Genomic DNA, 14,939 nt, shown 5'->3' on the forward strand with positions numbered 1-14,939 from the left:
CGGCAAGACTACCGGGATTAATCCTAAGTTGACAAACCATGCATTTTTAAGGTAATTAAATATGACAAGTCATGCAAGCAATCAGGCACATCTTATTTTATGCATCACTGGTAATCTGCATGTTGTATGTAGCAGCTGCTCCGGCTGTTTCTGCACTGGACAAGACTCCGCAGGCCACCATAAACGGCATACGCTACTGGAAGGATCCTAATTACACAAGGATAGTCGTTGATTTAAGCAATCCCTCTGCTTTCAGCAAGAAGTATTTGCATAACCCTGACAGGCTCTTTATTGACCTCCATAATACAAGCCTGGGCAGGGGACTAAATCCAATCCAGATCAGCGACGGGGTTGTCACTCAGGTGCGGGCCGGTCAGCATGATAAAGAAACCGTGCGTGTCGTTATTGATTTCAGCTCCAGGGCTGAATACAAGATACTGCCTCTGACGTCCCCTGACAGGCTGGTAATAGATGTGTTCCGTGAAAACATTCCTCCTGCTGCTGAACCGGCCCCGCAGACTGATAATGGCAGTGATAAAAATACCATCATGAAAAGTCAGACTATCGTGATAGACCCGGGACACGGCGGTAAAGACCCCGGAGCCATAGGAAAACAAGGCCTCAGGGAGAAGGACGTTGTGCTTGATGTAGGACTTCGGCTGCGCAAACTCGTCAAAGAGAGGCTCGGCATAAATGTGATAATGACAAGAGACACAGACGTCTTTATCCCTCTTGAGGAAAGGACTGCAATTGCCAATACACGGGGGGCGGATCTATTTGTATCAGTACACGCAAATTCAAGCAGGCGGCAGGGGGCAAACGGCGTTGAGACATATCTCCTCGGGAGGGCAACAGACAGAGATGCCATGGCAACAGCAGAGCGTGAGAACAGTGCATCAGAGAGCTCATTGAATACGCTGCAGCTGATACTTGCAGACCTTGTAAATACAGCCAGGAAGGAAGAGTCATTAAGGCTGGCCCATTATGTCCAGGAAAATATGATAGGGCATATGGAGAACCGTTACAAAATAAATGACCTCGGTGTAAAACAGGCTCCTTTTTATGTCCTTGTGAATGCGAGGATGCCAGGCATCCTCGCTGAAATATCCTTCATCAGCAACCCTGAAGAAGAACGGTTGCTGTCTGACGCCGGACACAGGCAGGAGATTGCTGAGGCGATCTTAAAGGGGATCAGAAAATACATCGAGTCTACACCTCTCCTCGCTCAGCCGAAACAGGCAGCCTATGAACCTCTCCCGTAAATCCCTGACTTATGACACATAATGTCAAACTGATTATAGAATATGACGGCACAGATTATCACGGCTGGCAGAGGCAGGCTTCTCCGCATGGCGCAGAAGGTGATTTACACAAGACTATACAGGGAACTATTGAAGATGTCCTTTCACGCATCATCAGGCAGCCTGCAAAAATAGTAGCTGCCGGCAGGACTGACGCCGGAGTTCATGCTGCAGGACAAGTTATACATTTCAAGTCAGTACTGCAGATCAATGAATCATCATGGGTTAAGGCAATAAACTCTCTGCTCCCCGAAGATATAGTTGTTAAGAAGGCAGAGTATGTCCATGATGGATTTAATGCCAGGTTTGATGCAAAGAGCAAGGTCTACAAATATTTCATATTAAATTCCCATCTCCCCTCGTCATTTCAGAGAAATTATATGTGGCACATTAAATACCCCCTCGATGTTTCATTGATGGAAAAGGCATCCCAATATCTGATTGGCAACCACGACTTCTCGTCTTTCCGGGCGTCTGATTGCAGTTCCAGGTCTCCGGTCAAAACACTCGGCAGGCTTGAGGTTGATGTGGCAACATTTACTACTGAATGCGGCTTCATCAGGCCATCTGTGCCGGTATTACAGGCCGGCGCTGTATCATCCGGTTCAGCTGCGCCGGGCAAAGAAAAAGACAGGATTATTTCTTTCACGTTTGAAGCAAGGTCATACCTGCAGCACATGGTAAGGAATATTGTAGGGACATTGGCAGAGGTCGGAAGAGGGAAAACACCTCCATCTGATATTGATAAAATTCTGGAGAAGAGAGACCGGCGCTATGCAGGTCCTATTGCGCCTCCGCATGGGCTGTACCTGGATGAGGTAAGGTATTGAGCATGAATGGAATAAGCCATTTGGGAACATAAAGCGTTACTTCAATATATGGGATATCGTCCGAACTTATCCACAATATGATGTGTAGTTTTCAACAACACTAAATATTTCCTAACCCTTTAAAATTTATCATTTTTTTCTTGACAATTTATTTTCATAGTATATACTTTCATCCATCGGTGGGATGAAGTGGGATGTAATGGTGTAAATGGGCAGGTTTTGGCAAAGGAGACCACGATTTAATGTTTCGTGGAAGATACCATCACACAATTGACGCAAAGGGACGCCTGAGCATTCCATCCAAGTTCAGGGATAAGGTTCTCCATAGTTATGCAGGCCAGTTGATCCTTATTAAAGACCTCGTTGACAGGTGTATTGCCGCATACACACCTGACGGATGGGAGGATCTTACCATGAAAATCCAGAAGGCCTCATCGCTCGCAGAAGAGGTTAAGGCCTTCCGCCGCCTTATGTTCTCTGAAGCAGAAGACTGCGTTATTGACAAGCAGGGCAGAATCCTGATACCTCCAAGGCTCAGAGAGTATGCCTCTCTGGAAAAAGAAGTGCTCGTGGCAGGTGTTGAAAATAATAAGATTGAATTCTGGAACCCGCAGATGTGGGAAGATGCAATGGCCGCCTATGATCCAAGGGATATAGCAAGGAAGATGGCGGAAATGGGCATATAAGTAAGTGAAACAACATATCCCTGTATTGCTGGAGGAGGTCTTGAAGCAGTTGCGATGCGAACGCCCCGGTCTCTATGTTGATTGCACTGTCGGAGCAGGCGGACATGCCTCAGCAATTCTTTCGTCATCTCCCAATAACAGGGTAATAGGGATTGACTGGGACAGTACGGCAATAGAAACGGCAAGAGAAAATCTCAGGGAATTTGGAGACAGGGTGACATTCATCCGGGAGGACTACTCCTCCATAGGGTCTGTACTTGATGAAATGGAGATAAGAGAAACAGACGGTATCCTGTTTGATCTCGGACTCTCCTCCATGCAGGTGGATTCTCCGGAGCGCGGGTTCAGTTTCCGCTATGACAGCCCGCTTGACATGCGGATGGACAGGAGGAAACAAACAACAGCAGCAGAACTCGCAAACAATCTCGACGCCGGCGAACTCGCCCATATACTTAAGGTCTTCGGTGAAGAAAGATGGGCCGGAAGGATTGCTTCGGCTATTGTAAGGGAGAGAGGCAGGGGCGCAATTACAACAACCGGCCGGTTAGCGGAAGTTGTCAGCTCAGCTGTGCCTCATTCGTTCAGGCCGGCCCGCATCCACCCTGCCACTAAAACGTTTCAGGCACTCAGAATCGCCGTTAACAGAGAATTGGATCATATAGATGAGGCAATAAAGGACGCAGTCAGGCATCTCAAAAAGGGGTGCCGCATCTGTGTTATTTCGTTTCATTCCCTGGAGGACAGGATCGTCAAGCAGACGCTGCGAGCTATGGAGAAGGGGTGCATATGTCCGCCCCGTATTCCATATTGCATATGCGGACTCAAAAAAGAGATAACTGTACTGACCAGGAAACCCATCAGGCCTTCCTCAGCAGAGATTATCAGCAACCCGCGATCAGGAAGTGCCAGGCTTCGCGCAGCAGAGAGAATATAACAGTTTGACTTAAGAACAGGAGGTACAAAGTGCGCTCAGGTTTGAAAATCCTGCCGGTCGTCTTTTTTGTAATTATGCTCGGTTATGTGGTACAAAGGAGCTATGTTATGAAACTTGGCTATGAGATAGAAGGTCTCAAAAAAGAATTAAAAAACCTGCAGCAGATTAATAATGGTCTCCTCATAGAGAGGGCCGCTTTGACATCCACTGAACGCATAGAAAAAATAGCAACGACCTTTATAGGGATGAAAAATCCTGACAACAGCCAGATCATTGTAGTCAGGAATTCGGAAGAAACAGGCAGGAGAAGCACTTATGCAAGGTTAAATACGGATGATGACCATGGAAATTCACCTGTTAAACTCGTAAAATACTTTAATCAAAGACTGTAATAATGAACTTTCCTGATAAGGACAAAGAGTCCCTGACAAAAAGAGAAAAGTTTTGCAGACTGAAACGGCGAAGGTTAAATATTATATTTATTATCATAACGGCAGGGTTCATTACCGCCATCATAAGACTTGCCTGGCTCCAGCTCCTGCAGGGAGAGGCGCTTGCAATGAAGGCAGAAAAGCAACACCGCCGTTTCGTTGACATAGAAGGCGAGAGGGGAAATATTTATGACAGGAACAGGAGAGAGCTTGCAGTAAATCTGGATATGCCCTCTCTCTATGGCATCCCGTCCTCAATAACTGACCCATCTTTCGTGGTAAAAAAAATATCCCGCGTCGTTGATATTGACACTTCAGCCGTAAAATCCAAATTAGACAGCAGGAAACATTTCGCATGGATTAAGAGGAGAATCTCTCCTGACCTGGCAGAGATGGTCGAGGCCATGAATATCAAGGGCATAGGCCTTGCCCCGGAAAAAAAGAGGTTTTATCCTGATAAGGAACTGATCGGGCAAGTCCTTGGTTTCACGAATACGGACAACCACGGTCTGGAGGGTATCGAGAAATATTATGAAGAATCCCTTAACGGGGACAAGGGTGCGCTGGTGCTTGAGAGGGATGCACGCGGTCAGGCCGTCCTTACGAGCACTAACCTTGACGGCCTCAAAGGCAATGACCTCGTGCTGACAATTGATGAAGTAATCCAGTATATAACAGAAAAAGAACTTGATAGCTCAGTTGAGAAACACAGCGCAGCCGGCGGGATCGGGATAGTGATGGATCCCCATACCGGCGAAATCCTCTCAATGGCCGTAAGTCCCAGATTTAATCCCAACACGCCTGAGAAATACACTGCAGGTTCATGGCGCAACAGGGCCATTACCGACGTATATGAGCCGGGCTCAACATTTAAGATTGTGACAGCGTCTGCAGCCCTCGAGGAGAAGCTCTTTTCTCCGAATGAGATTGTGCACGATGGCAGCGGAAGCATGAAGTTTGGCAAAACGGTCATTCACGACCCTCACCCAAAAGGTACTCCAATGTCGTTCAGGGAGGTAATATCACACTCAAGCAACGTAGGCTCTGCAAAGATCGGCATAAAGCTTGGGGATAAAAGGCTGTACAAATATATGAGGGCTTTTGGATTTGGCGACAAGAGCGGAATAGATCTTCCCGGGGAGGTGCGGGGACTGGTCAGGAGTCCGGAGTCCTGGTCCGGACGTTCACTCGCAACAATTTCAATAGGCCAGGAGGTGGGAATAACCCCGATCCAGCTTACTGCGGCCATGGCCGTTATTGCCAACGGCGGTCTCCTTGTGAGGCCTCATATTGTATCAGAAGAAATTGACCATATGGGAAATTCAAAGAGGATTAATCCTGAGATCAAAAGTCGGGTAATCTCTGAATCTACAAGTAAAAAGATGACAGATATCCTGAAATGGGTCGTAAGTAACGAGGGAACAGGCAAACTTGCGGCTGTTGATGGCTTCTCCGTTGCAGGGAAAACCGGTACTGCACAAAAGGCGGACCCTGCCACAGGAAGGTACTCGTCAAGCAAGTTCATAAGTTCCTTTATAGGATTTCTGCCGGCAGATTCCCCGGAGCTTGTCATTCTGATTGTTATAGACGAGCCGCGCGGTGTCTCCTGGGGAGGCAGCGTCGCAGCTCCTGTCTTTCACAGCGTTGCAGAACAGGCACTGAGATACCTGCATGTAGAACCGGCTGAACAGCAGAAAATAACGATTATGGCGAAAAACAGCGACAATTAAGGCGGCATCAGTGAAACTATCAGAGATCATGAAGGACATAGGACTGCAGAAGACCCTGGTAAACATGGAGTGTGACATAACAGGTATTGCTTATGACTCACGCAATGTCAGCAGGGGCACACTCTTCGCTGCGATCAGGGGAATTAAAACAGACGGACATCTCTACATAAAAAATGCCATAGAGAATGGTGCGGCTGCAATCCTTGCAGAGCGCGAACCTGAAGGCGTGACGGTTCCTCCGGACATACCTTTAATCATAGCAAAGGACACGAGAAAGGCCATTGCAGCAGCAGCAGCCAATTACTTCAGGCATCCGTCACGCGAACTAAGCGTGATAGGAATCACAGGGACCAACGGTAAAACGACAACCTCATTCCTCATCAGGTCTATTCTTGAAAATGCAGGCTATAAGTCCGGACTTCTGGGCACCATATTCTGGTCAGACGGCAGCAGGACGTCAGAGGCTGAACATACCACGCCGGAGGCCGTTGATTTTCAAAATTTATTAAGAAGAATGTCAGTCAACGGCTGCACCTTCGCCGTTACCGAGGTTTCATCCCATTCACTCTCGCTCAGCAGGGTTTACGGGACCGACTTCAGTACCGCCGTCTTTACCAATCTGACGCAGGACCACCTGGATTTCCATGCTGATATGGAAGATTATTTTCAGGCAAAAGCCCTCCTCTTCTCCGGCATATCATCAAATAAATATGCGGTTATAAACTCAGATGATCCATACGGACAACGCCTTTTCACGATGATCAAATGCCGCAGTCTCTCGTACGGAATTGATAAAAGTGCAGATATAATGGCGGAGAATATTTCACTTTCAATAGAAGGTACCGGGTTTGACATGGCAACTCCTGCAGGACGTATTTATGTAAAATCAAGCCTTGTTGGAATACATAATGTCTATAACATACTCGCCGCTGCAGGCGCGGCGCTCTCAAACAACATAGCTTTGGAGAAGATCTCCTCCGGAATATCTTCCCTCACTTCTGTCCCCGGCAGGTTTGAACGGATCGACAGCGGGCTCGGCTTCAGCGTGGTGGTTGATTACGCACATACTGAAAATGCGCTGAGATTATTGCTTGAAGCGGCTAAACGGTTCTCGCCAGGGAGGATTGTTACTGTCTTTGGTTGCGGCGGAGACAGGGACAGGGGAAAACGTCCACTCATGGGCGGAACTGCCGTCGAATTAAGTGATTACGTAATTGTGACCTCAGATAATCCGAGATCCGAAGATCCTGAAAAGATTATTGAAGAAGTTGTATCCGGCATAACTGAGGCAATTGCCAGGGACAAGGCAAGGGCTGCAGAATATATAACTCTGCCTGACAGGAGGCAGGCCATAGAAGAGGCTGTCAGAATAGCGGAAAAGGGTGACCTTGTTATAATAGCCGGCAAGGGGCATGAAGATTATCAGATAACCGGCAGGGAAAGGCTTCACTTTGATGACAGGGAAGAGGTGAAAAGGGCTGTTTCAGTCAGGCTGGGGGGGAAATGTTAACTATAGATGAAATATTAAAAGCTGCCGGCGGCAGACTCATTCATGGACGGCATGACCTTGAGGTGCCGGGAATTTCAATTGACTCACGCACTATTAAGAATGGCGAACTCTTTACAGCAATCAAAGGGGATGTGTTTGACGGACATGATTTCATTGAAGAGGCTGTAAGGAAAGGGGCTTGCGGCGTAATAATTGCCGGGAACGGCTATCCGGCCTCAGGCTCCCTCCTGCAGAACAAGGCAGTTATAGCAGTCACCGATACACTCCATGCCCTTCAGGAAACCGCAAGATTCTATCGCAGCAGGTTTTCAATCCCTGTAACAGGAATAACAGGCAGCAATGGAAAGACTACTACAAAGGAAATGCTCTGGTCCATCCTGAGTCAGAAAGCACATGTCCTGAAGAATGAAGGAAACCTTAATAATCATATTGGCGTACCGCTTACACTCCTGAAGCTCGATTCATCGCATAATATGGCAGTAATTGAAATGGGTATAAGTGAGCGGGGTGAACTTACAAGGCTCTGCCGGATAGCTGCGCCGGACTCAGCAGTGATTACAAACATAGGACCGACTCATCTGGAAAAACTTGGCAGGATAGAAAATGTCGCTGAGGCAAAGGGTGAAATACTGAAGACTCTTCCTTCTGACGGCTTCTGCATCTTAAACAGGGATGACAAGTTTTATGACGTGTTCAGGGCCATGTCTCCGTGCAGGATAATAAGCTTTGGCATTTCACCTGATGCAGATGTGCATATAGAATCCTACGAGACAGCTATTGAAGGCACATCTGTAAACCAGCTTGTTTTTAACCTCATAACCCCTGCAGGCAGGACAGACGTCAATCTGCACATCCCGGGGCTTCACAATATCTATAATGCACTCAGCGCTGCAGCGGCCGCACATGCACATGGAGTATCCCTGGCAGAAATCAAATCAGGTTTGGAGAAATTTACACCTGTAAGGATGCGGAGCTCAGTAGAAAAGACCGGGGATATCTATATTATCAATGATACCTATAATGCCAATCCCGCTTCTATGGTAGCTGCAATAGACATGCTCAAGACATTCAAAGCAGGGAAAAGAAGGTTTGCTGTCATAGGAGACATGCTGGAATTGGGCGAAAACACCATTATGGCCCATCGGGACCTTGGTATTTACATTGCAGGGGCAGGCACAGACGGGCTGATTGCAGTTGGGGAATTCGCGGGCTACGTTGCAGAAGGGGCTTCAGAGGCAGGGATGAACGAAGAACAGGTCAAGGTATTCAATGACTACCCTCAGACCCTCGAGCAGATAAAGGAATGGATATCAGCAGGTGATGTAGTACTGGTAAAAGGGTCCAGGGGGATGAAGATGGAAAGGATAGTGGAAGGACTGAAAGAAAGCATCTGAAATGATATACCACTTATTATATTCTCTTCACGATTATTATTCCTTTTTCAATGTCTTCAGGTATATCACCCTCAGGACTGTTTATGCGGTAATTACAGCCCTCGTCCTCTGCCTTATGATAGGCCCGTATATGATAGAGCTGTTAAAGAAATATCAGATAGGACAGTTCGTCAGGAATGACGGCCCCTCCCGTCACCTGAACAAGGCAGGGACTCCTACCATGGGAGGCGTGCTAATCCTGATTATAGTGGTTCTTGCCACCCTTTCATGGGCTGATCTGTCCAATGTATATGTGTGGCTTGTCCTTGCCGTCCTGGCAGGTTTCGGCCTTATAGGATTTGCTGATGATTACCTTAAGGTCGTAAGGAAGAAGTCGGAGGGTTTGAGGGGAAAATACAAATTCACGATGCAGATAGCCATAGCAACCCTGGTAGCAATTGCACTCTATTATCTTCCGGCTTATTCCACTACACTAAGCGTCCCTTTTTTGAAGAATTTTAATCCTGACCTTGGATGGTTTTATATTCCATTTGTAATCTTCATAATAGTCGGCACGTCCAATGCTGTAAATCTTACCGACGGACTCGACGGTCTTGCCATTGGTCCTGTTATAGTAGTTACGATGGTATTCACAATCATCACCTATGTCGCCGGAAACGCAAAAATAGCCAGTTATCTTCTGATACCTTTCATAAATGGTTCCGGTGAACTTGCTATTCTCTGCGGCGCTGTATTCGGCGCCGGACTCGGCTTCCTCTGGTTCAATACCTACCCTGCCTCTGTATTCATGGGTGATGTCGGATCACTCCCTCTTGGAGCGCTTCTTGGCACTGTTGCAGTTATTGCAAAACATGAATTGCTTCTGATAATAGTCGGCGGCATATTTGTTGTAGAGACTGTTTCCGTCATCTTCCAGGTAGCCTCATTCAGATTGCACGGCAAGAGGGTCTTTTTAATGGCACCCCTTCATCATCATTATGAGCTGAAGGGGTGGCAGGAACCAAAGATAATTGTCCGGTTCTGGATTATAGCGATCATACTGGGATTGCTCGCGTTGAGCACATTGAAACTGAGGTAGTTTTTCTGACATGAAGAATTTAGATCTGAAAGGGAAAAGGACACTTGTCGTCGGCCTTGGTAAAAGCGGCGTGGCTGCTTCAAGGCTGCTGCTGCGTAATGGGGCAATAGTCACGGCAACCGACAACAATCCCGCTGAAAAACTGTCAGATGATGCAAGAAGTCTCATGACATCAGGTGTAAAGATAGAAGCCGGCGGACACCTGACCGGATCATTCACCTCATCCGACCTTATTATTTTAAGCCCCGGCGTCCCTAAAGAAATTAAACCTATGGCTGCTGCAAGAGAGCGGGGAGTAAGGATAATTAGCGAGATAGAGCTTGCCTGCCGCTTTATTGATACCCCGCTTATTGCCATTACAGGCTCCAATGGAAAATCCACCACGACTACCCTGATTGGACGTATACTCATGCTGAACGGCAGCAGCGTCTTTGTAGGGGGCAACATAGGAACTCCCCTGTGTGAATATGTGCTGTCAGGAAAAACCGCTGACTGGGTTGTAGCTGAAATAAGCAGCTTTCAACTGGAAACCATTGAAGGATTCAGGCCCAGGATCTCCCTGCTCCTGAACATATCGCCTGATCATATGGACCGTTACCACGACATATCAGATTATAAAGAGGCAAAATTCAGGATATTTGAAAATCAGGATAAAGATGATTTTGCAGTCATTAACGGAGATGAACCGTGGTGTCCGGATTTGGCAGGCAGGATTAAATGCAGGCCGGTATTATTCAGCAGAAGGAATAAAACGGCAAACGGAATTTTCACTGAAGATGGATGGATTGTCTCTGACATCGGGGGAACAAGGTTAAGGGTGTGTGAAACATCAGCCCTAGGTATCAGGGGCGTGCATAATCTTGAAAATGCCATGGCATCCGCTGCCGCGGGGATCCTTGCCGGTTGCAGTAAGAACGCCATTGAGTCTGCCTTAAAGACATTTACAGGACTTGAGCACAGGCTGGAGTCAGTACGGGAGATCAATGGCGTAAGATATATTAATGACTCAAAAGGGACAAATGTGGGGGCCGTCATAAAATCCATTGAAAGTTTCGACGAACCCCTGCTCCTGATTGCAGGCGGGAGAGACAAGGGGAGTGATTTTTCCCCGCTCAGACCGCTGATAAAAGAACGTGTCAAAAGACTTATCCTTATAGGCGAGGCAAGCAGGAAGATAGCAAAAGATGCCGCGGGTCTGACAGAGACATCCTTTGCATCCTCACTTGAAGAGGCCGTAAGCATGGCACAGGGAAGTGCCGTAAAAGGGGATGTTGTACTCCTCTCCCCTGCCTGTGCGAGTTTTGACATGTTCAGGAACTTTGAAGACCGGGGGAATAAATTCAAGGAGATAGTATGGAGACTAAACAGCTCAGCTTAAACTTCAGCCGGAAGGACAAAATGCTTGTTGCAATCGTTTTTTGCCTCGCAGGGTTTGGCATGATCATGATTTACAGCGCCAGCGCCATGACTGCCCTGCAGAAATACGGCGACTCTTTCTATTTCCTCAAGAAACAGTTCGCCTGGATGATATTATCTGTCATTGCAATGCTTGTGGTGTCAAGAATGGATCTGGACATACTAAAGCGTCTTCATTTTCCGCTGATAGCCCTCTCCTGCATTCTCCTGGTGCTCGTCCTGATCCCTGGAGTGGGCAGTGAAATAAATAACTCCCGAAGATGGTTCAGGCTGGGGCCTTTGTCTCTTCAGCCTTCAGAGCTGGCAAAGGTGTCCGTCATTATTTACCTGTCAACATATCTGGCAAAGAAAGGCGAACGGATCCAGGACTTTGTCAACGGCTTTGTCCCTCCGCTTCTTGTTGTGGGACTCATCTCACTCCTTGTAGTAGTTGAACCGGACCTCGGGACAGTTCTTGTCATCTGCGGTGGTTCCGGAATACTGCTTTTCATCGGGGGTGCCAGGATATTGCATATCTCAGGATTGTTTCTAACCTGTCTGCCGGCTGTCATTCTCCTTATCGTGAATGTCGGTTACAGGGCAAAGAGAATTACGGCCTTCCTGCATCCGTGGGATGATCCTGACGGCACAGGCTATCAGATAGTACAGTCCTTTCTTGCATTTGGAAACGGTGGAATATTTGGAAGGGGCGTAGGCGGGGGCAGGCAAAAACTCTTTTTCCTTCCTGAGGCCCATACGGATTTCATATTCTCGGTTGCAGGCGAAGAGCTCGGATTCACCGGATGCGTTGCGATAATAATCCTTTTTATCTTCTTTCTGTGGAGATGCTTTAGAATAATCAGGAATCACTGGGGTTCGTTTGAGGGTTATCTGGCGTCAGGCATAACCATCTTCATTGCTATTCAGATTATCATCAACATGTATGTTGTGACAGGACTCTTTCCTACAAAGGGTCTGGCGCTGCCGTTTCTGAGTTTCGGCGGCACATCCTTATTGACAAATATGGTGCTGGTTGGGTTGCTGTATTCCATATCAGGAAGATCTCCTGTTAAACATCAGGTGGAAGTGCGGACAAATGGTAAATTCAGGACGCTGATAAAAACGCATTAAACAATAATATGCGCGTAATCATTGCAGGCGGAGGCACCGGAGGCCATCTGTATCCGGGGATGGCGGTGGCTGAGGAGATTTACAGGCAGGAGCCGGATTCTGAAGTACTTTTTGTAGGCACTAAAGCCGGCATTGAGTCAAGGATACTACCCAGGGAGGGATACAAATTGGAAATAATACCAGCTGGAGGAGTTGTCAGGAAGAATTTGATGTCAAAATTATTATCATTAATGAAAATGACCGGTGGCTTCTTCAAGTCATTTTTTCTCCTCAGACGATTCAGGCCTGACGTAGTAATCGGCGTCGGTGGTTATGCATCTGCACCCATGCTATCTGCTGCTTCCCTGATGAGGTATCCCACGATGATAATGGAACAAAACCTTTATCCAGGCTCAACAAACAGATTTCTTTCCAGGATAGTTGACAGGGTCGTTGTGGCATTCGAAGGATCTGAGAAGTTCTTTAACAGAAAGGTGGACGTCCTTGGCAATCCTGTCAGAAGGAGTATTCAGAATTGCACATACAGGAGCGGCAGGAGGACATTTACAGTCTTTATTTTCGGAGGCAGCCAGGGTTCCCATGCAATAAATAAAAGCGTTGCAGAATCACTTGAATATTTGCAGGATGCGGCCGGTCAGATAAGGTTTCTGCATCAGACAGGCGAAAGGGATTATGCATGGGTTGATGAGTCTTACAAGAAGGCGGGAATGCAGGCTGAAGTGGTGCCCTATGTTTACAACATAGTTGATATGTATGGCAAGTCGGACATAGTTATATGCAGGGCAGGAGCTACAACTATAGCTGAAATCACCGCAAGCGGGCGTCCTGCAATACTAATACCGTATCCTTATGCAGCTCATGACCATCAGAGGACAAATGCAGAATACGTGCAATCAGCGGGCGGCGCTGAGGTAATACATGAAAAAGATCTCAGTGGAAAAATTCTTGCTGACAAGATTAAATATTTTATGTATAACAGGGATAGACTAAAAGAAATGGCAGAAAAAAGCTCCGGTCTTTACAGACAGAATTCAGCACACGATATTGTTAAGCTGTGCAGGTTTCTTGTGTTAAAATAAATTAATTCAAAAGCTTCAGGGGATACAGCCATATGTTCAGGAAAATACAGCATATACACTTCGTAGGAATAGGTGGAGCAGGCATGAGTGGAATCGCCGAGGTCCTGCTCAACCTCGGATACAAGGTCAGCGGCTCGGATATGAATGAGACAGAGGTAGTGCAGCGACTGCGGAATGCAGGCGGACACATAACCATCGGACACAGTTCTTCGAACATCAAGGGGGCTCAGGTGGTTGTCATATCTTCAGCAGTCTCGCCTCATAATATCGAAGTAGTTGCAGCACGGAGTTCTTCCATTCCGGTGATACAGCGTGCAGAGATGCTGGCTGAATTAATGCGCCTTAAGTACGGGATCGCTATAGCAGGGGCCCACGGAAAGACTACAACTACATCCATGATATCAAGCGTAATCGCATCAGCAGGACTTGATCCTACTGTTGTAATAGGCGGAAAGCTTAACAGCCTCGGTAGTAACGCCAAGCTGGGCCAGAGCGAATTTCTTGTGGCAGAGGCAGATGAGAGCGACGGATCATTCCTTAAACTCTCTCCGACCATCGCCGTAGTTACAAATATTGACGCTGAACACCTCGATTATTATCATGACATTGAAAATATCAGGAGGACCTTTCTTAATTTCATAAATAAGGTGCCGTTCTACGGTGTTTCCATCCTGTGCGCAGATGATGCCAATATAAGGAGCATTCTCCATTCAGTTGAAAAGAGGTATATTACATATGGGATCAACAGCAGGGCGGACATCACTGTTGCTGACATAGAAATGTCATCGGGAAAATCAAAGTTCAGGGTGCTTTACAGGGGCATGGACATGGGCAGGTTCGAGCTGTCGCTGCCAGGCATGCACAATATCAGCAATGCCCTGTCCTGCATAGGTGTGGCTGTCGAGCTTGATATTAATACAGATGATGTAAAGAAGGCGCTGAGGGATTTCAGCGGTGTTGAACGCAGATTCCAGATAGTCGGACGGATAAATGCGCAGGATGTACTGATAGTTGATGACTACGGACACCACCCTACAGAAATCAGGGCTACACTGGCGGCCGCCAAGTCAGGATGGGAAAGGAGGACTATCGTCCTTTTTCAGCCGCACAGGTATACAAGGACAAGGGATCTTATGAATGAGTTCGCAGGGGCTTTCAGTAATGCAGATGTCCTTCTGGTTACAGAAATATATCCTGCAGGCGAACAGCCTGTTGAAGGTGTCAGCGGCAGGAAACTATTTGACGCCATACGGGAGCATGGCCACAGAAACGTACTGTTTGTATCCGACAAAAAGGCGATTTCTGAAAAGGTGAGGGAATTACTCATGAATGGGGATATGGTCATCACTCTCGGAGCCGGTGATATATGGAGGGTTGGCAGGGAACTCGTTGATAGTTCAGTCAGCAATGACAAGACAACAGGCATGAAGTAGGCGAACG

13 protein-coding genes are annotated in these 14,939 nt (G+C 47.2%); all 13 read left to right on the forward strand.

All coding sequences use genetic code 11. The features are described from left to right. The first annotated feature begins 71 nt into the window (after positions 1-71). Complete coding sequence (locus tag IT393_08565) at positions 72-1,262, forward strand: N-acetylmuramoyl-L-alanine amidase (GenBank protein MCC7202692.1); 1,191 nt, start codon at positions 72-74, stop codon at positions 1,260-1,262. An 11-nt stretch (positions 1,263-1,273) separates the two neighbouring features. After that, a complete protein-coding gene (gene truA, locus IT393_08570) occupies positions 1,274-2,131 on the forward strand; it encodes a tRNA pseudouridine(38-40) synthase TruA (GenBank protein ID MCC7202693.1) in 858 nt (285 codons plus the stop codon). A 242-nt stretch (positions 2,132-2,373) separates the two neighbouring features. Next, positions 2,374-2,817 carry a division/cell wall cluster transcriptional repressor MraZ gene (gene mraZ / locus IT393_08575; GenBank protein MCC7202694.1) on the forward strand — a complete coding sequence of 148 codons (444 nt, stop codon included), beginning with the start codon at positions 2,374-2,376 and terminating at the stop codon, positions 2,815-2,817. Between the two features lie 4 nt (positions 2,818-2,821). Continuing rightward, a complete protein-coding gene (gene rsmH, locus IT393_08580) occupies positions 2,822-3,751 on the forward strand; it encodes a 16S rRNA (cytosine(1402)-N(4))-methyltransferase RsmH (GenBank protein ID MCC7202695.1) in 930 nt (309 codons plus the stop codon). Positions 3,752-3,780: 29 nt separating this feature from the next. After that, a complete protein-coding gene (locus IT393_08585; protein ID MCC7202696.1) occupies positions 3,781-4,143 on the forward strand; it encodes a cell division protein FtsL in 363 nt (120 codons plus the stop codon). A gap of 2 nt (positions 4,144-4,145) precedes the next feature. Then, the gene (locus IT393_08590) at positions 4,146-5,912 is read left to right on the forward strand and encodes a penicillin-binding protein 2 (GenBank protein ID MCC7202697.1); all 1,767 of its coding nucleotides are present in this window, start codon (positions 4,146-4,148) and stop codon (positions 5,910-5,912) included. 10 nt (positions 5,913-5,922) lie between these two features. Then, positions 5,923-7,422: a UDP-N-acetylmuramoyl-L-alanyl-D-glutamate--2,6-diaminopimelate ligase gene (locus tag IT393_08595; GenBank protein ID MCC7202698.1), complete on the forward strand. Its 1,500-nt coding sequence runs from the start codon at positions 5,923-5,925 to the stop codon at positions 7,420-7,422. Further along, positions 7,416-8,816, forward strand: a complete 1,401-nt coding sequence (locus tag IT393_08600; protein ID MCC7202699.1) for a UDP-N-acetylmuramoyl-tripeptide--D-alanyl-D-alanine ligase — start codon at positions 7,416-7,418, stop codon at positions 8,814-8,816. Before IT393_08595 ends, IT393_08600 begins: the two co-directional genes overlap by 7 nt. A 1-nt stretch (position 8,817) precedes the next feature. After that, positions 8,818-9,894: a phospho-N-acetylmuramoyl-pentapeptide-transferase gene (locus IT393_08605; GenBank protein MCC7202700.1), complete on the forward strand. Its 1,077-nt coding sequence runs from the start codon at positions 8,818-8,820 to the stop codon at positions 9,892-9,894. A 10-nt stretch (positions 9,895-9,904) separates the two neighbouring features. Beyond that, positions 9,905-11,272, forward strand: a complete 1,368-nt coding sequence (locus tag IT393_08610; GenBank protein MCC7202701.1) for a UDP-N-acetylmuramoyl-L-alanine--D-glutamate ligase — start codon at positions 9,905-9,907, stop codon at positions 11,270-11,272. After that, complete coding sequence (gene ftsW, locus IT393_08615) at positions 11,248-12,420, forward strand: putative lipid II flippase FtsW (protein ID MCC7202702.1); 1,173 nt, start codon at positions 11,248-11,250, stop codon at positions 12,418-12,420. Before IT393_08610 ends, ftsW begins: the two co-directional genes overlap by 25 nt. An 8-nt stretch (positions 12,421-12,428) precedes the next feature. Then, positions 12,429-13,499: an undecaprenyldiphospho-muramoylpentapeptide beta-N-acetylglucosaminyltransferase gene (gene murG / locus IT393_08620; GenBank protein ID MCC7202703.1), complete on the forward strand. Its 1,071-nt coding sequence runs from the start codon at positions 12,429-12,431 to the stop codon at positions 13,497-13,499. 32 nt (positions 13,500-13,531) lie between these two features. Next, complete coding sequence (locus tag IT393_08625) at positions 13,532-14,932, forward strand: UDP-N-acetylmuramate--L-alanine ligase (protein ID MCC7202704.1); 1,401 nt, start codon at positions 13,532-13,534, stop codon at positions 14,930-14,932. Positions 14,933-14,939: the final 7 nt, after the last annotated feature.

The sequence above is a fragment of the Nitrospirota bacterium genome (assembly GCA_020851375.1).
GTDB lineage: Bacteria > Nitrospirota > 9FT-COMBO-42-15 > HDB-SIOI813 > HDB-SIOI813 > RBG-16-43-11.